This window comes from Pseudoalteromonas sp. JC28 (assembly GCF_013319255.1).
In the GTDB taxonomy this organism is placed as follows: Bacteria; Pseudomonadota; Gammaproteobacteria; order Enterobacterales; family Alteromonadaceae; genus Pseudoalteromonas.
Map to the genome: position 1 here is coordinate 358,225 of NZ_QOKX01000007.1, position 19,336 is coordinate 377,560.

At 43.2% G+C, this 19,336-nt stretch carries 18 protein-coding genes; 6 read left to right on the forward strand and 12 right to left on the reverse strand.

What is annotated here, in order from left to right:
• Positions 1–177: 177 nt before the first annotated feature.
• The 5 genes from rlmB to DS891_RS17060 form a co-directional block, all read right to left on the reverse strand.
• Complete coding sequence (rlmB, locus tag DS891_RS17040) at positions 178–918, reverse strand: 23S rRNA (guanosine(2251)-2'-O)-methyltransferase RlmB (RefSeq protein WP_102056057.1); 741 nt, start codon at positions 916–918, stop codon at positions 178–180.
• A 22-nt stretch (positions 919–940) separates the two neighbouring features.
• The gene (gene rnr / locus DS891_RS17045; protein WP_174170454.1) at positions 941–3,430 is read right to left on the reverse strand and encodes a ribonuclease R; all 2,490 of its coding nucleotides are present in this window, start codon (positions 3,428–3,430) and stop codon (positions 941–943) included.
• 79 nt (positions 3,431–3,509) lie between these two features.
• Entirely contained in the window at positions 3,510–5,699 is a 2,190-nt protein-coding gene (locus DS891_RS17050) for an ATP-binding protein (RefSeq protein ID WP_254605917.1), read from the reverse strand.
• 103 nt (positions 5,700–5,802) lie between these two features.
• Positions 5,803–6,405 carry a DNA-binding response regulator gene (locus tag DS891_RS17055; protein WP_010605828.1) on the reverse strand — a complete coding sequence of 201 codons (603 nt, stop codon included), beginning with the start codon at positions 6,403–6,405 and terminating at the stop codon, positions 5,803–5,805.
• Complete coding sequence (locus DS891_RS17060) at positions 6,402–7,496, reverse strand: sensor histidine kinase (protein ID WP_368032211.1); 1,095 nt, start codon at positions 7,494–7,496, stop codon at positions 6,402–6,404. The genes DS891_RS17055 and DS891_RS17060 overlap by 4 nt, the downstream gene beginning before the upstream one ends.
• Before the next feature lie 132 nt (positions 7,497–7,628).
• Here DS891_RS17060 and DS891_RS17065 point away from each other — a divergent pair, with 132 nt between their 5' ends.
• From DS891_RS17065 to DS891_RS17075, 3 genes are all read left to right on the forward strand, one after another.
• The gene (locus DS891_RS17065) at positions 7,629–8,492 is read left to right on the forward strand and encodes a DMT family transporter (RefSeq protein ID WP_174170456.1); all 864 of its coding nucleotides are present in this window, start codon (positions 7,629–7,631) and stop codon (positions 8,490–8,492) included.
• A complete protein-coding gene (locus DS891_RS17070; RefSeq protein WP_010605831.1) occupies positions 8,489–9,211 on the forward strand; it encodes a glycerophosphodiester phosphodiesterase family protein in 723 nt (240 codons plus the stop codon). Before DS891_RS17065 ends, DS891_RS17070 begins: the two co-directional genes overlap by 4 nt.
• Before the next feature lie 93 nt (positions 9,212–9,304).
• Complete coding sequence (locus DS891_RS17075) at positions 9,305–10,519, forward strand: methyl-accepting chemotaxis protein (protein ID WP_254605919.1); 1,215 nt, start codon at positions 9,305–9,307, stop codon at positions 10,517–10,519.
• Here the strand turns inward: DS891_RS17075 and epmA are convergent.
• Positions 10,516–11,490 (reverse strand): elongation factor P--(R)-beta-lysine ligase, encoded by a 975-nt coding sequence (gene epmA / locus DS891_RS17080; RefSeq protein WP_174170458.1) that lies wholly within the window; start codon positions 11,488–11,490, stop codon positions 10,516–10,518. The two genes, DS891_RS17075 and epmA, sit on opposite strands and share 4 nt — an antisense overlap.
• A gap of 67 nt (positions 11,491–11,557) precedes the next feature.
• Complete coding sequence (efp, locus tag DS891_RS17085; protein ID WP_010605834.1) at positions 11,558–12,124, reverse strand: elongation factor P; 567 nt, start codon at positions 12,122–12,124, stop codon at positions 11,558–11,560.
• A 42-nt stretch (positions 12,125–12,166) separates the two neighbouring features.
• On the opposite strand from efp, the gene epmB reads away from it, so the two are divergent.
• The gene (gene epmB, locus DS891_RS17090; protein ID WP_174170459.1) at positions 12,167–13,183 is read left to right on the forward strand and encodes an EF-P beta-lysylation protein EpmB; all 1,017 of its coding nucleotides are present in this window, start codon (positions 12,167–12,169) and stop codon (positions 13,181–13,183) included.
• A 93-nt stretch (positions 13,184–13,276) separates the two neighbouring features.
• On the opposite strand, the gene DS891_RS17095 is transcribed toward epmB, so the two are convergent.
• Positions 13,277–13,486: a hypothetical protein gene (locus tag DS891_RS17095; protein ID WP_010605836.1), complete on the reverse strand. Its 210-nt coding sequence runs from the start codon at positions 13,484–13,486 to the stop codon at positions 13,277–13,279.
• 185 nt (positions 13,487–13,671) lie between these two features.
• Between DS891_RS17095 and DS891_RS17100 the strand changes: the two genes are divergently transcribed.
• Together DS891_RS17100 and gph are read left to right on the forward strand one after the other, a co-directional pair.
• Positions 13,672–13,965 carry a hypothetical protein gene (locus tag DS891_RS17100; protein ID WP_010605837.1) on the forward strand — a complete coding sequence of 98 codons (294 nt, stop codon included), beginning with the start codon at positions 13,672–13,674 and terminating at the stop codon, positions 13,963–13,965.
• Between the two features lie 56 nt (positions 13,966–14,021).
• Positions 14,022–14,681 carry a phosphoglycolate phosphatase gene (gph, locus tag DS891_RS17105; protein WP_174170460.1) on the forward strand — a complete coding sequence of 220 codons (660 nt, stop codon included), beginning with the start codon at positions 14,022–14,024 and terminating at the stop codon, positions 14,679–14,681.
• A 56-nt stretch (positions 14,682–14,737) separates the two neighbouring features.
• Here the strand turns inward: gph and DS891_RS17110 are convergent, their stop codons facing one another.
• The 4 genes from DS891_RS17110 to DS891_RS17125 are packed head-to-tail and all read right to left on the reverse strand — an operon-like array spanning position 14,738 to position 19,333.
• Positions 14,738–15,532, reverse strand: a complete 795-nt coding sequence (locus tag DS891_RS17110) for a TauD/TfdA family dioxygenase (RefSeq protein WP_010605839.1) — start codon at positions 15,530–15,532, stop codon at positions 14,738–14,740.
• Positions 15,532–16,512, reverse strand: a complete 981-nt coding sequence (locus DS891_RS17115; RefSeq protein WP_010605840.1) for an L-tyrosine/L-tryptophan isonitrile synthase family protein — start codon at positions 16,510–16,512, stop codon at positions 15,532–15,534. Before DS891_RS17115 ends, DS891_RS17110 begins: the two co-directional genes overlap by 1 nt.
• A gap of 16 nt (positions 16,513–16,528) precedes the next feature.
• On the reverse strand, positions 16,529–18,145 hold the full coding sequence (locus DS891_RS17120; RefSeq protein ID WP_174170461.1) for an NAD(P)/FAD-dependent oxidoreductase: 1,617 nt from the start codon (positions 18,143–18,145) through the stop codon (positions 16,529–16,531).
• Positions 18,146–18,154: 9 nt separating this feature from the next.
• The gene (locus DS891_RS17125) at positions 18,155–19,333 is read right to left on the reverse strand and encodes a hypothetical protein (RefSeq protein WP_174170462.1); all 1,179 of its coding nucleotides are present in this window, start codon (positions 19,331–19,333) and stop codon (positions 18,155–18,157) included.
• Between the last annotated feature and the right edge of the window lie 3 nt (positions 19,334–19,336).

Here is a 19,336-nt window from a genome sequence, read left to right on the forward strand (position 1 = left end):
TCCTACCAAAAGTAGACCTGAGTAGGAGCAAGTTTACCTTGCGATCTCTTAAAGCTTTTGAAGATGCGCCGAGAAAATCGGCTCCTACCAAAGGTAGACCTGTGTAGGAGCAAGTTTACCTTGCGAGCTCTTAAAACTTTTGGAGATGCGCCGTGAAAGCCGGCGCTTATCAAGTGATTAAAGTGCTGAGCGCTGTCTTAACACTTCAAATAGACAAACACCGGTCGCAACCGATACATTTAAGCTAGACACGCTACCTACCATCGGGATCTTAACCAGCTCATCGCAATGCTCTCGAGTTAAACGGCGCATGCCATCGCCTTCGGCGCCCATTACAATGGCCATAGGCCCAGTCAGGTTTGCATCAAAAACAGCTGTATCGGTTTCACCTGCCGTACCTACAACCCACACACCGGCTTCTTTAATATCACGCAACGTGCGAGCAAGATTGGTTACTTGGATAAGCGGAACCGTTTCTGCAGCGCCACACGCAACTTTTCTTGCAGTGCCGTTTAGCTTTGCAGACTTATCCTTTGGTACGATCACACCATGTACACCTGCTGCATCAGCACTACGCAGACATGCACCTAAGTTATGAGGATCCGTTACCCCATCAAGCACCAAGAAAAATGGTGTGGTTTCTCTTTGAATGATCTCATCAAGATCTTTTTCATTGTATCCGCGCGCCGCTTTAACATTGGCAATAATGCCCTGATGTTGCTCACCATTCGCTTTGTTATCAAGCGCTTTACGCTGCATAAACTGCACTGAAATACCAAACTTACGGGCATCGTTTACGACTTGATTTAAACGCTGATCTTCACGTCCCTTTAGTGCATAAATTTCTAAAAAGCGCTCCGGCGCGTTATTCAAAATGGCTTCGATTGAATGAAAGCCAAAAATTAATTCGTTACTCACGTTAAAGCTCCCGCTTTATAATCTATTGCGCTTTTTTGCTACGATTTCTTTCGTTTTTACCTGGGCGCTTTGCTTTGCCCTTTGCCGCTTTGGCTTTTTTACTCGTCGATTTTTTCTTCGACTTCAGCGTGCCTGCCTTTTTCGCCTGTTTGAGCTCACCCTTAGGGGTCGTTCTTTTGCGCTTTTTGGCTTTGTCATCGCCTTTATTATCTTTATCGCGACCAGACGTTTCACCGTCACGGCGCTTAGCTCCCGGGATTTTACCCGTTTTTAGCTGCTCACGAACACTACTTGCTGTGCTTTTTGGCGATTTTCGACGCCTTGCATACCTGTCTTGCTGACCTTCTTCAGCCAAAGCTAAGTTGATGCGACGATCGTCCAAGCTAACTGAAGCAACCACAACAGTAAGTTTATCACCGAGTCTAAACACCGTGCGACTATGCTCGCCAATCAAACATTGCTTTGCACCATCAAAATGGAAGTACTCATGCCCTAAATTGCTAACATGGATCATCCCGTCAATCTGCAGATCGTCCAACCTCACAAATAATCCAAAGTTGGTGACTGATGAGATCACACCGGTAAATTCATCGCCAACATGATCTTGCATAAATTCACATTTAAGCCAATCAGCAACTTCTCGAGTAGCGTCATCAGCGCGGCGCTCTGTCATCGAGCACTGCTCACCCAGTTGTTTCACTTCATCTTCATTGTAGATGTAAGCGCCACTTACTGGCTGTTGTTGCTGCTGTAAAATGCCTTTGATTGCGCGGTGTACCACCAGATCCGGATAACGGCGAATAGGTGAGGTAAAGTGTGCATAGGCTTTTAATGCCAAACCAAAGTGGCCAATATTTTCTGGCTGATATACCGCTTGCTTCATTGAGCGCAGTAGCATGGTTTGGATCAATTCTTTTTCAGGACGATCTCCCAATGACTCAAGCGCTTGGGTCAACTCCTCTGGCGACGGATCGTTAGGTAATTGGCTTTCAATACCCAAGTCTTGCAAGAATTGCCTAAACTGGCTCAACCTTTCAGGGTCTGGCTCATCATGAACACGGTACAAGCTATGGGCTTCATGTTTTTCCAACAGCTTTGCTGCTGACACATTAGCCAAGATCATGCACTCTTCAATCAGCTTGTGGGCGTCGTTACGAACCACAGGCACGATAGAATCAATTTTTCGATGGGCATTAAATACAAAGCGCGTTTCTAGGGTTTCAAACTCAATCGCGCCACGCTCCTGCCTTGCAGCCTTCAGCGCCATATACATGTTATGGAGCTCGGTCAGATGAGGCACAAGAGGCTGATAATCCGCTCTGAGCTTTTCGTCACCTTGTAAAATCGCATGGACTTTGGTGTAAGTAAGGCGAGCGTGAGAGTTCATTACGGCTTCGTAAAAACGGTAGCCAGACAAACGACCCGCTTCGGACACGGTCATTTCCGCAACCGTACATAAACGGTCTACCTTAGGATTCAATGAACATAGACCGTTTGATAGCACCTTAGGTAGCATTGGCACAACTTGCTCAGGAAAATACACTGAGTTACCACGCTCAATCGCTTCTTTGTCAAGCGCAGTGCCTTTGCCGACATAATGAGATACATCCGCAATAGCAACCCATAAACGCCAACCTCCTGACTTTTTACGCTCGCAATATACGGCGTCATCAAAGTCACGTGCGTCTTCACCGTCAATGGTCACTAACGGTAAGTCGCGCAGGTCGACACGGCCCTGTTTGGCAGACTCTTCTACAAACTCACCAAGATTTGCAACTTGTGCTTCTACTTCACTTGGCCACTCATGAGGAATGTCATGATTGCGAAGTGCCACCTCAATTTCCATACCCGGTGCCATATGATCGCCGAGCACCTCAAGTACTTTACCCATTGCATTCATTTGTTTGCTAGGGCTTTGAGTGATCTCTACCTGCACCATTTGATTATGGCGAGCACCATTTTCTTGGCCAGGTACGATGATGATATCTTGAGTAATGCGAGGATCTTCTGGCACCACGACTGCCATGCCAAACTCAACAAAATAACGACCGACGACTGGCGCACGCTCTTTTTCAAGTACCCGCACAATGCGCGCTTCCACCTTACCACCTGAGCCTCGGCTGCCAGCCTTTGCTAACACCCAATCGCCATGTAGCACGCGCTCCATTTGATACTTAGTGATAAACCAATCTTTGGGTTCGCCTTCGACTTCTAAAAAGCCAAAGCCGTCACGGTGTCCAACAACGCGGCCTTTGACTAGACCATCATCACTTGGAATGGTGTAACACTTAAATTTATTGAAGTGCAGTTGACCGTCTCGCTCCATTGCGCGCAAGCGGCGTTTAAGCGCAATTTGACGTTCTTCGTCTTGCACTTTTAAATCGTTACACAATTGAGAGAAAGAAGGTGGTTTGGCCGCGCTTTTAATGTGTTCTAAGATAAATTCGCGACTAGGTACTGGATTGTCGTATTTTTGCTGTTCTCTATCGAGATAGGGATCCTGTTTTGGCATTACTGTCTTGTTAAATAAGCTATGCTGTTATTTTAACCCAAAATAGCCTAATGACCTAGGCCAAGATCGATGAATCTTTTTATGCAGATAGATTAACCACTGAATTTGATGTCGATTCCAACGTTGCAATTTGGGCGTGAAGCTCTAATAAACGCTCAACTGAGCGTCTAGCAACCATAGCAAGACCGTCCCAATCGACTTGCTCTTCATAGTAACTCAGCTGTACTGTTGCTGCTTGAACAAGCTCTGCAAAATTCACCATGCCGAGCTCTAGAGCTTCATTTTCAATGTAGGCTAGTTTATCAATGGCTAAATCTGTTACATTTAACTCTGTGAGTCCTTTAATTTGCGCAATCTCATATTCAAACCTGTCTGCTAAATACATTAACTTCGTTGCCAACACGCCTGAACTTTCACGGTTTGCGAGATCCATAAATCTTGATTGATCAATCAAAGTTTTACATTCCAAGCGAGATGTTGTTTTTACAGTCGCACATTCCAGTGCCGCATATAAACGGCTTGGCATGATAGGCTTAGTTAAACAGTCCTGCATGCCAGCTCGGAGGCATTGTCTTTTCAATTCAGGATCGCCATCACCCGTTAACGCTATCACCTTAACGCTGGAGGTAAAGCCAATTTCGTTGAAGCCTTCTTTAAACCACTCAAGACCATTACCATCTGGCAGTCGCATGTCTAACAGAACAATATCGAAATTGTGTTCTAATAGTGCGACTTCCGCTTCTGCAAGGCACTTAGCAATAGAAAACTCGCTCACCATATCGTTTAAATAAGTGCTGATCACATCAATATTCATGAGGTTATCTTCAACAACAAGCACATTGAGTGCTAGCTTCTCTGTATTAAACTCCGTGTTCTGTAACGGTGAATCACTACACTGGCAATCTAACTCAAAGCTAAACACAGTGCCATTGCCAAGCTTGCTGTCGACGTTAAGCTCAGAGTCTAGCCCTTGCAGCAGTTGCTTGCATAACGCCAACCCAAATCCTGAACTTTGCGAGATGGATTGTTCGGTATTTAATGTGACAAAGGGTTCGAAGATCTTTTCCATTTGTACTTCAGTCAGTCCTTTGCCCGTATCCTTAATTGCAAAACGAATAGTTTGCTTATCCTCAGCGCGACTTGTGCCTTCAAGGATCAGCGTAATAATGCCTTTATCTGTGTACTTAATCGCATTCGAAAGCAGATTTCTGAGTACCAAAGACAATGTATCTTGCTCGACGACATGAACGTCCTGTGGATACAGGCCTTTAACCTCAACCCTCAAACTCAACCCTTTAGCCAATGCCAGCGGCTGTAAAAGACGAACTAACTCTTGCGAAAGACTATAAAGCGAGACAGGCACGCGATTTTGCGCGGCATATTCCCCTTTCGCTTGCAATAATACTTGATTGGCTAAGTCTGACATCGACATCGCGGCGTGGACGATAACGTCGCATAGTTGAGCATGGCGATTGGGCTCACGCGGCACTTTTTTAAGTGATTCTGCGTGACCAACAATAGCGTTTAGTGGTGTTCTCAGTTCATGACTTAATAACGTTAAAAACTGTCCTTTTACTTGCGCTGACTGCTCAGCAGCAGTTTTTAACAGGCATAGTTCTTTTTCACGACGACTGCTACATAACAGGCATAAAGAAAAACACAACAGCAGCGGCATCGTACTCACTGAAACTGCAAAAAACTGGTTAACCCAATTTGCCGAAACCAGGCTATCTGTCACCGAGTAGCCGCCAAGCATGACCACTCTAAAAGTAAACACGGCCAATAAGCTCAAGCACGATAGGCCAAACGCCCAATGTGCCGCACTAAACTGTTGTGATAATAATTTATGGCCTTTATTTAACGCTCGCAGGCAGTAAATCATCGCCATCGCCCAGACTAGGTAGTTGATCCCGACACGAGCTATAAAATTAAAATCCACGTACAAAAAGTAAGTAAAACTGGGAATACCCAATGCGGCTAATACATACCAAGGCATGTAATTGCTTTTCACACTAAAAAACGCATCAACACCACGAGCCAGATAAAAAAGTCCCAATGCGATAGTAAGATTGGGAATAAAAATTGAGAACGTAATGGGAAGTGTATAGGCGGCCAACAGGCCACACCCAATTGCGGTAAGCGCAATGAAAACAAGCCAATCTCGAGTGCCTGGTAGGCCTTTATTAATAAACCAGTTTACGGCCATAAAAACTGTACAAACCACAGTCGTTATTGCGGTAACTTGAATAAGTAATTTAGGATCCATCATTACACTCAAAATTAATACATTATTATTACTTGGCGGATGGTGCAGTATATTACCGCACTGCATTATTTTGAAGTATTAACTGGATATATGCTATTACACCGAGTTACAGCCATCCTTTTTGCTTAGCAATTCTTGCTGCATCTACTCGATTTGTCGCATGTAATTTCGCGATAGCGTCGGATAAATAATTCCTTACCGTTCCCTCGCTCAAAAATAGTTGTCCTGCGATTTCAGCAGTTTTTAGTCCTTCACTGGCCAAACGCAACGCTTTTCGCTCTTTATCAGTAAGCGGGTCAGCATCCTCCAAAGCGTACAGAGCAAGCTCTGGGTCAATAACCTTATATCCGTTCATTACCTTTTTCAGCGTTGATAGCAAGTACTCACTTGGTGCTTCTTTTAATACAAAGCCATTTACCCCTAAAGTGATCGCGCGACGAATATAACCCGCCTTAGAAAAGGTCGTCATGATAACTACTTTTGTGTCTGGCATTTTTTGTTGTAAGTGCTGAGCAAGCTCAAGCCCAGTGACTTGTGGCATTTCAATATCCGTTAGCACGATATCAGGCGTTAACTTTGCTAACTTTTCCTTTGCAACTTGACCGTTTTCAGCCTCGCCAACCACCTCAATCTCTCTATCTAAGCTCAATAATGCCGCAATAGCTCCTCTTACTAATGCTTGATCTTCAACAATAAAAACTTTGATCATCCTACTTCCCCTAGTACCGCCTTAAAGTATCCGCCCTGTTCGGTGTTATAAAATAATTGGCCACCACATTCTTTCAATCGGGTACGGATCCCCATTAAACCATTTCCTTCTTTTATGGACTTTATAGAGCCATTATCTTTAATTTCTACAAAGACATTATTGTCAGTTTGTCGTAGTGTGAAGCAAACCTTATCTGCGTCGCTGTGACGAATAATGTTGGTGCATATCTCTTTAGCAAAAAAGCACAAACAGGCTTCGCTTACTTTATCTAAAGTGACCGCCTGCAATTCTAGCGTTACGGCAATGCCCTTATCTTTTAGCCTTGATGCCAAAATGTGCAGCTGAGCATCAAGCGCTAGCTGATGGTAGCCGGTGACGGCTTGGCGCACTTCGCTTAGTGCTTCTCTCGCTAAGTCTGCAACCTGCTGCGCTTCTGATTGCGCTTGCTCTAATGCATTTGCAGCTGCAAATTTACTCGCCAGCTCTGCTTTTAATGCTATCGAGCTGAGTGAATGACCAAGTAAATCATGTAGGTCACGTGCAATACGCTCACGCTCAGCCACGGCGCCTAGCCGCTTAATCTCTTCTTCACTTTGCCTCTGCAACTCTTGATGTACTCGCTCTCGGTGTGACATCCAACCAAAAATAAAGAGTCCACATGCCACGCACAGTGCAGGCATCAAGAAATAAACCGTTTGCTGGGTCGCGATAAATTTAGCCGTTAGCAATACCAACGCTATGATGACCAGCATCGCAATGATTTTATAGCGAGGCAGAAAATTAAAACCGCAGAAAAAAGCAATAAAGCCAAATAATGAACTCGTCCCGGTCGTCACCCAACTACCTGCGACACAAAGCCCTGCCATCACTACTAAATTCATCACCAACGCATTGCCCGTTTTTGTAATACTCTGCCAATAGAGCAAGACAAAACTAAGGTACACAACAACTTGCAACGCAATATTACCTGCGCTCAATTGCGCCCAGCTAAATATTAACGGGAAAAAGTAAAAGGTTGAAAATATAAGGGGTCCGGCATTCCAAAATGAGCGCCGTTTCTCTACTAAGGTAAATTCTGTGGTAATGGACACAAGCTTCTCTGGTTCACTCTTTTTATTATTATTTACGTTTAAGCGCAGAATGTTGAGTGACAAGTGTCAACAATCTTGTCATCTCAAAGCGATTAAATGATAGACTGCTAAAAAACAGTTCTAATATTCGATATGCGCCCACAACAATCCGCTTTGCTCTCGCTTCATAGTGCCGTTTTATTATTTGGTGGAACAGCATTATTTTCAAAATTAATTTCACTCTCAGCATTGGATATCACCGTTTACCGTACCGCCATTGCTTTCGTTGTGCTACTACTGTTACTCAAAATACAACGGCAGCCGATAAAATTAATACACAAAAAAGATTATCTAACGGCTTTAGTTCTCGGTGTCATCGTGGGACTTCATTGGGTGACTTACTTTGCAGGCATGCAAATGGCGGGAATTGCAGTTGGGATCATTGCCTTTTTCACCTACCCCGTTATCACCGTTTTTTTAGAGCCGCTCTTCACTCGCAACCGTGTACAGCTAAAAGATTTTATCAGTGCGAGCGCGGTGCTATTTGGTATCTATCTGTTAGTACCAGAAGCGAACCTTGGCAACCAAGTTACCTTAGGGATTATTACGGGCGTATTCTCGGGCGCACTCTTTGCGCTACGCAACTTGCTCCAAAAGCGCTTCTTTTCTCACTATAGCGGCCCACACACGATGCTTTATCAAACGCTTGTTGCATGCCTCATGCTGTTAGCATTTGTGGAAGTGCCAATTCAACAAGTTTCCACAGAAAACCTCTGGTTAATCTTGCTTGCAGGAGCAATATTTACAGCAATTCCACACGCCTTGTTTGCCTCTAGCCTACGTTATTTATCTGCCACCACTGCAGGGTTAATTTCTTGTTTACAACCATTGTATGGAACGCTATTAGCTTATATTCTGTTACACGAGACGTTGACACTTACAACATTACTTGGCGGGTTGTTGGTAGTTAGTGCAGCCTGTTTTGAAACTTGGTCTATTACAAGGAAAAAAGCATGATTCAAGTCTTAGCGCACCGTGGAGCCAGTGGCAGCTATCCGGAAAACACACTTGCTGCAATAGAAGCAGCTCTCCATATTGGCGTTGATGGTATTGAGTTGGATGTGCAAAGTTGCGCGGATGATTACGCCATTATCCACGACACTTGGCTAGACAGGACCACCAATGGCGTGGGTAGAGTTAATGAACAAACTCAAGCCTACCTTGCCACGCTTGATGCCGGTAAAGGACAATCAATTCCAACCTTGCAGCAAGTGTTTGCCACCATCGGCAAACAGACAGATATCAATTTAGAACTGAAGCATACCTTTGGCCTAGATAAATTCGTTACCTATATTGAAGATCATATCCAGCAAGGCGTGATCACCAGAGAGCAGCTACTCATCTCCTCTTTTGACCATCATCAACTATTGTGGCTAAAGCAAAAATTACCTTGGGTAAGAATTGGCGCGTTAACCGCTTCGATCCCAATTCATTATGCGCAATTTGCCGAATCGCTCCATGCCTACAGTATTCATATGGACAAAAACTTTATTAATCATGAATATGTGTTGGACGCAAAATCTCGCGGATTAAAGGTATTTGCTTATACGGTCGATAAACAACAAGACATAGATATGATGCTAGATTTCGGGGTGGATGGTATTTTCACTAACTTTCCATGCCAAACCAAAATGTATTTACAGGGCATTGGCGCTTACGCCCCCCCAATTGAGTAACTACTTGATCGCTTTAGCATTGTTATTCCATTTAGCTCATCTATACTGAGACAAATAAAGTGGCACAATGATGAGCCCAATATGAGTTTATATATGCGCATTTATAATTTTTTAGAAGAGACGTTTTTCTTTACCCTAACACGCAAAATCGTTGGCAATTTAGGTTTTTTGCTTCTCTTTCAAGCAATTAGTTTATTTTGGCTGTATTCGGAGCTATCCCAATCTGGCGCGAATATGGGGCTGTTTTGGCTGATCACTTTTGTGATTATTGCTGCATTTGCATTTACCGTCTTTTATATGCGCTTTTTAATCGTGCGACCTGTACAAGCGATGAAAGAGTCACTGGAACGTGTTAACCGCCAAGACGGTAACCTAGATGCAAAGCTGCCACAATTCACTTATGACGAATTTAGAGATTTAAGCGAGCAGTACAACGCCTTTACCACCCACCTTAGTGTCCTTTTGGAAAAAACATATGAAAGTGCTGCTGCGGCAACACAAAGCAACCGCGATATCACCAATTCCATGCAAAGTACCGCAAAGTATGGACAGCAGCAGCTGAGCCAAGGTGACACAATTATTGCAGCTTCCGATCAGGTCAGCCACAGTTTACAAAGTATTGTGCACAATACCGATCAGGTTTATCAGGCCAATACCGAAAGCTTGCATTTTGTTCGCGGTTCATCACAGTCGTTAACTAAGCTTGTCGCTGAAGTAAAACAAATCACCACGCTACTAGGTAACTTTTCATCGACGGTTTCAGGCCTAAAAGAAAATAGTGAGAATATTCGCAACATTCTAAAAATGGTTGAAGAGTTTTCCGACCAAACCAACTTGCTTGCGCTCAATGCGGCAATTGAAGCAGCTCGAGCAGGTGAAGCCGGGCGTGGCTTTGCAGTGGTTGCCGATGAAGTTCGTGCGCTGTCGGTCAAGGTCAATGCGGCCACCCGCCAGATCAGCGATTTTATCAATCAAATGAACGTGCTTGTCGGTGAAACCAATCAAGAATCAGAGCAATTGATTTCTCATTCAAGCTCAGCAGAGAAAGCCATCAGTGATACCTCTCAAGGCTTTATTTCGATGAGTGATGACTTTGAACGCAATCAAGCACAATTAGAAGAAATCGTTAGTGCGGTACACCAACTTGAAGAAACACAAAAACATACCCATCAAGCAGTGCAACAAATTGTCGAACTGGGTCAGCAGTCTAAATCACAAATTGATGGCGCGTTAGCTGAATGCCAAAGTGCCCAAAAGCTCACAGAAACCACTCAAAAAGAGCTTACTCGTTTTGTTTCGCGGCGCTAAGCTCGCGAAACATCAAATGTGAGCACTTCGCTTATGCTAGCTTTGTTTAGCGCCAGCATGACTAGCCTATCTACTCCCAGTGCAACGCCAGCACAATCGGGGATGCCTGCGTCAAGTGCAGCCAATAACCGCTCATCGGCCGGCACAGGATGCAATCCCATCTCAGCTCTGAGTTGGTTATCTTGCTCAAAACGCGCTCTTTGCTCTACCGCATCCGTCAATTCGTTAAATCCGTTAGCCAATTCCATGTTGCGATAATAGAGCTCAAAACGCCCTGCAACGCGATTGTCTTTCGGGTTAAGTTTTGCCAGTGCCGCTTGGGATGCCGGAAAGTGATAAACAAAACAAGGTTGCTGCTGACCGATTTTAGGCTCAATTTCCATGCAAAATAGCAATTGCAGTAAAGTATCTGGATTGTTCTCGATAGCTGCAATATCACCATAACCATATTTGTTGGCGTGCGCTTTTAATTCCGTCAGCGACACGCTTAAAGGGTCAAATCCAAGGTATGTCTCAAAGGCTTGTTGGTAAGTCATCGAATCACTAGCAGGACAGTCCAATAACATCTGCATCAACTCATCGATTTCCGCCATTAAGTCAAATTCGTCAAAGCCCGGACGATACCACTCTAACATCGTAAATTCTGGATTGTGATGACGTCCTGACTCTTCATTACGAAAAGCCTTACACAATTGAAAAATCGCACCACTGCCGGCGGCAAGTAGTCTTTTCATCGCATACTCAGGTGACGTTTGTAAAAATAAAGGCAAACCTTGGCTGTGATTTGGGCCAACAAATCGAGTATGGAAAGTATCTAAGTGAGGATCGGTCACTGAGGCTTGAGAAAGGCTCGGCGTGTCGACTTCCATCACGTCACGAGCCGCAAAAAAGTGCCGTATCTTCGCTAAAATTGCAGCCCTTTGCCTAAGCGTGTCTATCGTTGCACTCGGCTGCCAATTGTTCACCGTCATTGTTTACTCCAAAAAAATCCCAGCAACATGCTGGGATTTATAAAACATCGTAAATTGCTTTACGCTATTATTTTACGCGGCTTACGTATTCGCCACTACGCGTATCAACTTTGATCACTTCACCAATTTGAACGAACAAAGGAACACGAACAACAGCACCTGTGCTTAGGGTTGCAGGCTTACCACCAGTACCCGCAGTGTCGCCTTTCAGGCCTGGATCGGTTTCAGTGATCTCAAGTTCAACAAAGTTAGGAGGTGTTACTGCGATTGGATTACCATTCCACAGTGTGATAGTACAAACGTCATTTTCAACCAGCCATTTTACGCTATCACCCACTGCTTTTTCATCAGCTGCGATCTGCTCAAATGTTTCGTTGTTCATGAAATGCCAGAACTCACCGTCAGTGTATAAATACGCTAGATCAGTATCCATTACGTCTGCGCCTTCCACTGAGTCGCCAGACTTAAAGGTTTTCTCTAGTACTTTACCTGAGATAAGCTTACGGATTTTAACGCGGTTAAACGCTTGTCCTTTACCAGGCTTGACCATTTCATTTTCTAAGATAGAACAAGGCTCGCCGTCCATCATAATTTTTAGGCCGCCCTTGAACTCGTTGGTGCTATAATTCGCCATCGTATCCTCTAATCTACGTATATTCGAGTAATTAACCTGCTAATGATACAAATAAATGAAGTAAATTTGCAGACTAACTGGCAAAAAGAATTAGCAAATGTTGTCACTGACCCACAAGAGCTACTCAACATCTTGGGGTTGCATGACCAATTTGATGCACGAGACTTTGCAGCTAAGCGCTTGTTTCCTATGCGAGTACCTCGCCCATTTATCGCTAAAATGCGCCACGGAGATCGTCATGATCCCTTGCTATTACAAGTGTTACCTGTACATCAGGAATATTTAACTGAAGCGGGATTTAGTAAAGATCCACTCGAAGAACAAGACGCACCTGTACCTGGTTTGTTACATAAGTACCGTTCTAGGGTATTACTCATGCTCAAAACCGGTTGTGCGGTCAACTGCCGCTACTGTTTTCGACGCCACTTCCCCTATCAGGATAATCAGGTCAACAAACGCACCTTAGAGCCTGTATTTGATTATTTGCGCGCCCATCATGAAATCAATGAGGTGATCTTAAGTGGCGGTGATCCGCTGATGGCCAAAGATGACATGATAGCTTGGGTGCTAAAACAATTAGAGGCTATGCCACAAATCAAACGTTTACGTATTCACAGCCGCTTACCGGTAGTGATCCCAGCGAGAGTAACCGAGGAATTGTGCCAACGTTTAGCAAACAGTCATTTAAAGGTGATTTTGGTAAATCACATTAATCATGCAAATGAAATCGATGATACTTTTAAAGCGGCAATGCAAAAACTTAAACAAGCCAATGTGACCTTGCTAAACCAAGCAGTGCTACTTAAAGGAATTAATAACGATGTTGCGGCTCAGGCCCAATTGAGTGAAGCCCTATTCGATGCAGATATACTGCCTTATTATTTGCATTTACTCGATAAGGTAGAAGGCGCTAGTCATTTTAATGTAGAAGAGCGTGAAGCCAAGGCGATAATGGCTGAACTTTTAGAAGTGCTACCGGGATTCTTGGTGCCTAAATTGGTGCGAGAAATTGGTGGTCAGCCAAGTAAAACGCTGATCGACTTAAATTTACTAGACTAAAATAGCAAAAAATCGGTGCTAATGACCCTAGCACCGATTGCTTTGCACATATCTATCGGACATGCCGAAGACAACGTGCCATCAGACATAAGCTTACGCGTATGTATTGATGTTGTTGCCTAACGTTGCTGTCACTGATTTCGCTGGCGTTTGTGCTGCTGCACTGCTGCCCGCAGATTCAATTAACGCAAGTGCGGCTTGTCCATCTGCTTGCTGTTGCTTCTTTGCCAATGCAGCGCTGTACACTTCACCACTTTGGCTCGCTCCAGACATAGCAGGTAGGTTACTTCCGGAAATATTCATAAGTGATTACCTGACTTTTTGATGGATCAAATTGGTTATCGGCGTATAAATTTAAACCTTTAGGATAAATTACGAGATAAGTTTCCAATTCCTTTGTACTACTTATAAAAGGGTAGATTTACACCTGACATTTGTAAATGAAACCCTTAAAATAAGCCCTTTTAGTAGGGCGATTAGGACTGACCATGCAAGCCGTTATCGAAAAACTCAATGAAAATCTCAAGATCATATACCGCCAAGCACTAGATGCGGATAAAAAACTCGATGAATTGCAGCAGCAAGGTCACGGTAAGTTTAAAGCACTATTTACAGAAGAAGCGGGGTTTACGTTTGAAGCCAAGCGCTTTAAACCTTATGTTTTGGATGTTGCAGCCGACGTTGAAGGTCTATCGACGACTGAAGAAATTGACGAGCAAAAACTTGCACTTGTTGTGAAAAAGCTACAGAGCCTATTACAACTGCTCGCTACCTTTAAATAATTTATCAATTCAGGTTCTGTTGTTTGGGGCCTCTGTAATGTACAAGGAATGAAATCATGTTTACATACCCGACTTGGGTTGGCTTTGATTTAGACGGTACTTTAGTAAGTACCGCTGAAGATATCGCCTACGCTTTAAACACGACATTAAACCATTACTATTTGCCGGATATTGAACTTGCCCTTGTTAAAACTTGGATTGGCAATGGTACAACTAAGCTGACTGAACGTGCGTTAGACTTCCATAACAATACCAATATTGACAGAGCCGAAGCGACTCGTTTACTTGAAACCATTTACGATGACTGTGTTACACGCTCATCCAGTTTATTCTCTAATGCAAAAGCTACACTGCAGAGTTTACATCAGCAAAGAATTAAACTCGCTTTAGTCACCAACAAGAATACTTCACATACTCATAAGTTATTAGAGCACTTAGAAATTAAAGCTATGTTTGACACAATTGTGTGTGCTGACACTTTGAAAAAGAAAAAGCCAGATCCACTGCCTTTATACACCTCTGTAAATAATATGAATTGCGAAGTACAAGATGGGTTTTATGTCGGTGACTCCATCAACGATGTGACAACTGCACGAAATGCAGGTTGTAAAGTTGTTACCGTTGACTATGGCTATAATCATGGCAATCCAATTTCACAAAGTGAGCCTGACGCCATTATCAGTGATTTATCGGAAGTATTAGCACTATTCAATTAGTAATCTTAGATAAAAAAGCTCACATCCATGTGAGCTATGAGAAAGTAAATACATTACTATAGAATATGAACCCGTTTTAGATGACGATTTAAGCCGCTTCCTTCAAAGCGACTGCGTCCATGTAATAAAGCTAGATTATCCACAAACACAAACTCGCCTTTCCTCCAACTATGTTTATAAAAGTAGTTCGATGAGTAAAGTAACGAGTTCATTTCTTTCAAAAAGACGTCACTTTGATAAGTATCAAAACCTATCACCTGTGCCTCAACTGGATTCACTGCCATATTATCTTTATTGAAAGGTTCAATATAACGCATGCGAGGCTTGCCTGTCTTAGGGTGACGGCTTATTAAAGGAACTTCAATCACCCCTCCATAGTGGGCTTTCTTTTCCGTTTCATAACGGATCCGAATTTGCTTCCATTGCTCAATGGTATCGTTCGGTAGACTTTCTAGTAACCGTGTTGTATTCAAAAATGTAGTCTCTCCACCACCGGAGCTGGAACTACTCTGCAAGCATTGAAAGAAGTTAAACCTTGGCTCTTCTGAGGCGAATGCTCCGTCCCAGTGCAGCTCTACCTTACCCTCACTGAAAATATGATTTTGCGGTTGCTCTTGTATTTTTAAATCAAGTACATAACCGAAGTCCCACTGTAAAAGCGGACCGATCTCTTTAGCTACTAACTCCATATCAGTATCATTGAGGGGCTCAAATCCTTTGAGCACAACCAGTCCTTGAGAAAATATTTCATCGATCAATGACGCAATATTAAGACGCTCAACTCGTTGACAAGCCATAGAAGTTGCATCAATGACAACTCCAACGCTATCCAAGGCTTTAATTGTATCCATCACTCCGCTCCTCGATGAATACGCTCAAAATGGCTTGCACGGCCTTCGTTGAACACCAATACACAACCTAACTTCTCAGCTTGTTCACGCGGCATGAGTTGATAACTTGTATTATCTTTCACCAATACTGAATGCCATGGCGTTGTCCAGACATCAGTTTGTGAAACTAAAGAAATACCAATTTTTTCAGACACTAAGTATTGAGGGTGAATTGATAGGCGTAACGCTTCAGGTAAGTGATCTTTCAACAATCGACTCCATGCATTACTCCTTTGGATCACTCGGTAGGCAGCTGTTTTAGCAACTTTTTGCAACGCTGTGCGGCTATAATCCGAAAACTTTTCAATGCCAGAGAAATCCTCCAACATAAAGCGTGTTATGCCTTTATACATCGTGGACGCTTCTTTTTCATTTTTCACTCGTTGACGTAAGTCTGACAAGCTCTCTCCGTAGCGGATCATCAGCTCTTCACGAAGTACAGTAAAGTCATCAACTTTGTCAAATACATCTTCTAAATTAAAGAATTCAAAATAGTTAGGGTAATGACGAGCCGCGTATTGGCGTAGTGTATTTACGTACTGACTGACATGTGAATCCGTGACATGAATGATATCGGCAAAAACACGACCATCAGAACAAATTGTTACTTTTGCACCTGGTTCATAAATAGATTCAATCTGTTTACAGAGATTGACTAAGCGTTCAAATGCATAAAACTCCCCTTTATCAGGCAAGAAACCCAGTGTTTTCGTTCTATTTGGTGACTTTGCAGGGAAAGCTGGCAATACCATATTAATAGGTTCGTTATTTGCGATGAATTGCTCGACTCTCTCCACATGCCCTGCGATCTGCTCAGTGAATGGTGCGTTATCTTCTATAGGTAACAAACGGCGTTGCTCAAAAATTAGTGAAATAATATCTTCTGCTAACGACTGTATTTGACAATCCTGGATGCGGTGTTTAATAGCTAAATTTTCCATTTTCTTTGCCTAATTATTATATGTGAAAAAGCTGCATAGCATGGGTAAGTGATAATTTATCTTCGATAGCAGCTTGAACTACCATCGGCATTTTTTCTTCGTCAAAGTCGACCTTTTGAATTTCACATAAGCTACGTAAAAACCCCTGATAGGTGACTTCCAAAAGTGCATGATCTAACTCTGCAATCGCCGCATCGTCTAACATTGCACCTCTTGTATGTGCGTGTTTCATACGTTGTCGCGTGAGTTCAATATCGAAAAAGTGTCCACGATTGTAGCGGTATTCAAACCCTTTGATTAATTGAATAAACTCATCTTTTAATACGTGAATGCGTGCAATCGCAGCATTTTCTATCATCGCGATAGCTTTTTGATTAACTTCGTCTTGACTCATTCCATGCAGGCTTGGGCAATAACCATAACGACGAGACATAGAGGACGGTAAAATAAAACCAAACCAATGCATTAGTAATGCTTCAAAATGCGTTTTATGTACTTCATAACTACCATGGTAGTTACCTGTAATGTGCAACATAAAACTCTCATACCAAGAAAGAAGGTACGCATTGAATGCCTTTGTTTTACCAGCAAACACTTCTGCATCTTCGGCGATATCCGCCTCAATAAGCTCGCCAATCATGCGGTTAGCATCGGTTAGGTAAGCAGAACCTGGTGATAACAAGGGATCTAAAAAGGCTGATGACATTCCAGTTAAGAACCAGCGTTCTGTAGAAAAGGATTGCTTTGCCTTTCTAGATAGTCGCTTCATCGAGGTGTAATCTAATAATTCAGCGTGCTGTCCTAGAATTTCATTGAGTGCTTGATGAGAGCGTAAAAACTGCTCAAATTCTTCAGCTGAACGAATATTTAAATTCACTTCATTATTTTTAGCAGTAATCCCTATGCTAAAGGTGTCTTGATTCAATGGAATTAACCAAATCCAATATCCTTTATACATAAAGTGATTGGTAGCCAGTGCTCTACTCGTAAAGTTCGATCGAGCACGCCACTCATCACTTCCAAGGTGATCAATCAGCTCAATATGCTTAAACCTTCCCCAGTATGAACTCACAGGGTGGCGATCATTTTGTGATTCAATTAATCCAAGCTGTTTACCCAACGGTGAATTAAAGCCAGATGCATCAACTAAATAACGACAAGTATAAGTGCTACCACTGCTGGTAACGACAGTGTGTCCTTGCTGCGCATCGAGACTAATTTCATTAACTGTAGTGCCCATTACAACATCGACACCTAGTTCACGATTGAACTGCACCATATCGTTATCAAACTTTTCGCGGTCAATTTGATGCGCAGGGATGCCATGATACCAACTACGCCCAAGCTCACTCAGTTCTTCCACACTTAAATCGCGGTTATCACTATCAAAGTAAAAACGCAGCCCATGTTTGTATAGGTGGTTTGTTTCAAGATAAAAACCAAGCTTTAAATCGTTTGCCATGTAGTCCCAAAAAGACTCCAGTGTCGACTCTCCAACCCAACTATTAAACGCCTGCTTTCTCTCTATAACCGTAATTTTCATATCTGGATGAGCCAATTTTAGTTGTCTTGCCAAGCAAGCCCCCGCCATTGAACCACCAATAATCAATACATCTGCGTATTGGCTTACCATAATTTCTCCTTAAAGGTAGTAAGTCAGCCTAAGTTCTATAAAATCATCATCTTTAAACCCGTAGGTCGCATCACGCTGGGTTTGCTCTAAAAACAAGTTTGCTTCAAGCGCTAGACTCAAGTGACTGGAGAGCCTAGTCGAAAATTCGGTTTTAATGGTGTGAGCCCCAGTATCGTTATCGATTAAGACCCCAGTAATCATGCTCGTATCATCAACATCATTCCACGCGAGTCGCATGCCAATAAATGTCGCATCTTGATAGAGACGATTTAGATTCACCTGTTCTTCGGTATCTCTATGTAACTCCATGAGTAAACTGAGATCTTTGTTGGAATTGGCGATGCCGTAAAAGTAGTATTCGGCACCGACTACATAAGCCCAGCTTTTCCCTCCCATTTGGTGATGGCGATGTACCGCTTCAACCTTCCCAAGCAGGTACTCAGACGTCCACTGTAAGTCCAATGCTGTTTGTTGAAGGCGCCGATAAATGGCATCGAACTCTTGATTATTATTAGGGCGTATAACGGGCTCCCTGTCGATGCCGTCGAAGTAGTAGGTTCCGACATCCCAATCACCTAGCACACCGCGATAACCTAATAAGTAGCTACCTCTATAATTAGCATCTCGGCCTACAAATTGCTCATCGGTCACAGCTAGTGGCAACGACAAGCGGTCATCAGGAAGGCCGAAATCACGCTCACGAAAATAAGGTAAAGACATGGCAAACCAATGACCATTATCAGTAAAATGCTGATAATGGAGTAGTAATTCTCCAAGCTTAGCCTCGTTATCCAAATTTCGTGTCGGCTGCTTTTGATTGACGATATCAACCAAATGACGAGACTCTGCAACTCCCCAAAAAACAGTATTTACACCAACATTCAACTGTCCTTGAGAGAAAGAACGAGTGATATATGCTTCTTGAATGTCGAATGCCCTTATCCCCTCATTTTTCGCTGCACTCAATACAGGTTTAAGCCCTCCGCTTAAACCTATCTTTGGGTTTTCAAAATCCAGCTCCCACATCAATTTAGCATCGAACTCTCGGTCAAGTTGTGAGGCTCTCATCGGAGAGCCATTATACTGCCGAGTGCTAAGGTCAATGCTGGTGCTACTTTGCCATTCCATCTCAGCTTTCGCATATGGAATGCAAGATAGCACAACAGCAAGCATCGCCTTGAGTCGCATACC

Coding starts and splice junctions, on each gene's coding strand:
- rnr (WP_174170454.1), bottom strand. CDS start 3,430: ATGCCAAAACAGGATCCCTATCTCGATAGAGAACAGCAAAAATACGAC.
- DS891_RS17050 (WP_254605917.1), bottom strand. CDS start 5,699: ATGATGGATCCTAAATTACTTATTCAAGTTACCGCAATAACGACTGTG.
- DS891_RS17055 (WP_010605828.1), bottom strand. CDS start 6,405: ATGATCAAAGTTTTTATTGTTGAAGATCAAGCATTAGTAAGAGGAGCT.
- DS891_RS17065 (WP_174170456.1), top strand. CDS start 7,629: ATGCGCCCACAACAATCCGCTTTGCTCTCGCTTCATAGTGCCGTTTTA.
- DS891_RS17070 (WP_010605831.1), top strand. CDS start 8,489: ATGATTCAAGTCTTAGCGCACCGTGGAGCCAGTGGCAGCTATCCGGAA.
- DS891_RS17075 (WP_254605919.1), top strand. CDS start 9,305: ATGCGCATTTATAATTTTTTAGAAGAGACGTTTTTCTTTACCCTAACA.
- epmA (WP_174170458.1), bottom strand. CDS start 11,490: ATGACGGTGAACAATTGGCAGCCGAGTGCAACGATAGACACGCTTAGG.
- efp (WP_010605834.1), bottom strand. CDS start 12,124: ATGGCGAATTATAGCACCAACGAGTTCAAGGGCGGCCTAAAAATTATG.
- epmB (WP_174170459.1), top strand. CDS start 12,167: ATGATACAAATAAATGAAGTAAATTTGCAGACTAACTGGCAAAAAGAA.
- DS891_RS17095 (WP_010605836.1), bottom strand. CDS start 13,486: ATGAATATTTCCGGAAGTAACCTACCTGCTATGTCTGGAGCGAGCCAA.
- DS891_RS17100 (WP_010605837.1), top strand. CDS start 13,672: ATGCAAGCCGTTATCGAAAAACTCAATGAAAATCTCAAGATCATATAC.
- gph (WP_174170460.1), top strand. CDS start 14,022: ATGTTTACATACCCGACTTGGGTTGGCTTTGATTTAGACGGTACTTTA.
- DS891_RS17110 (WP_010605839.1), bottom strand. CDS start 15,532: ATGGATACAATTAAAGCCTTGGATAGCGTTGGAGTTGTCATTGATGCA.
- DS891_RS17115 (WP_010605840.1), bottom strand. CDS start 16,512: ATGGAAAATTTAGCTATTAAACACCGCATCCAGGATTGTCAAATACAG.
- DS891_RS17120 (WP_174170461.1), bottom strand. CDS start 18,145: ATGGTAAGCCAATACGCAGATGTATTGATTATTGGTGGTTCAATGGCG.
- DS891_RS17125 (WP_174170462.1), bottom strand. CDS start 19,333: ATGCGACTCAAGGCGATGCTTGCTGTTGTGCTATCTTGCATTCCATAT.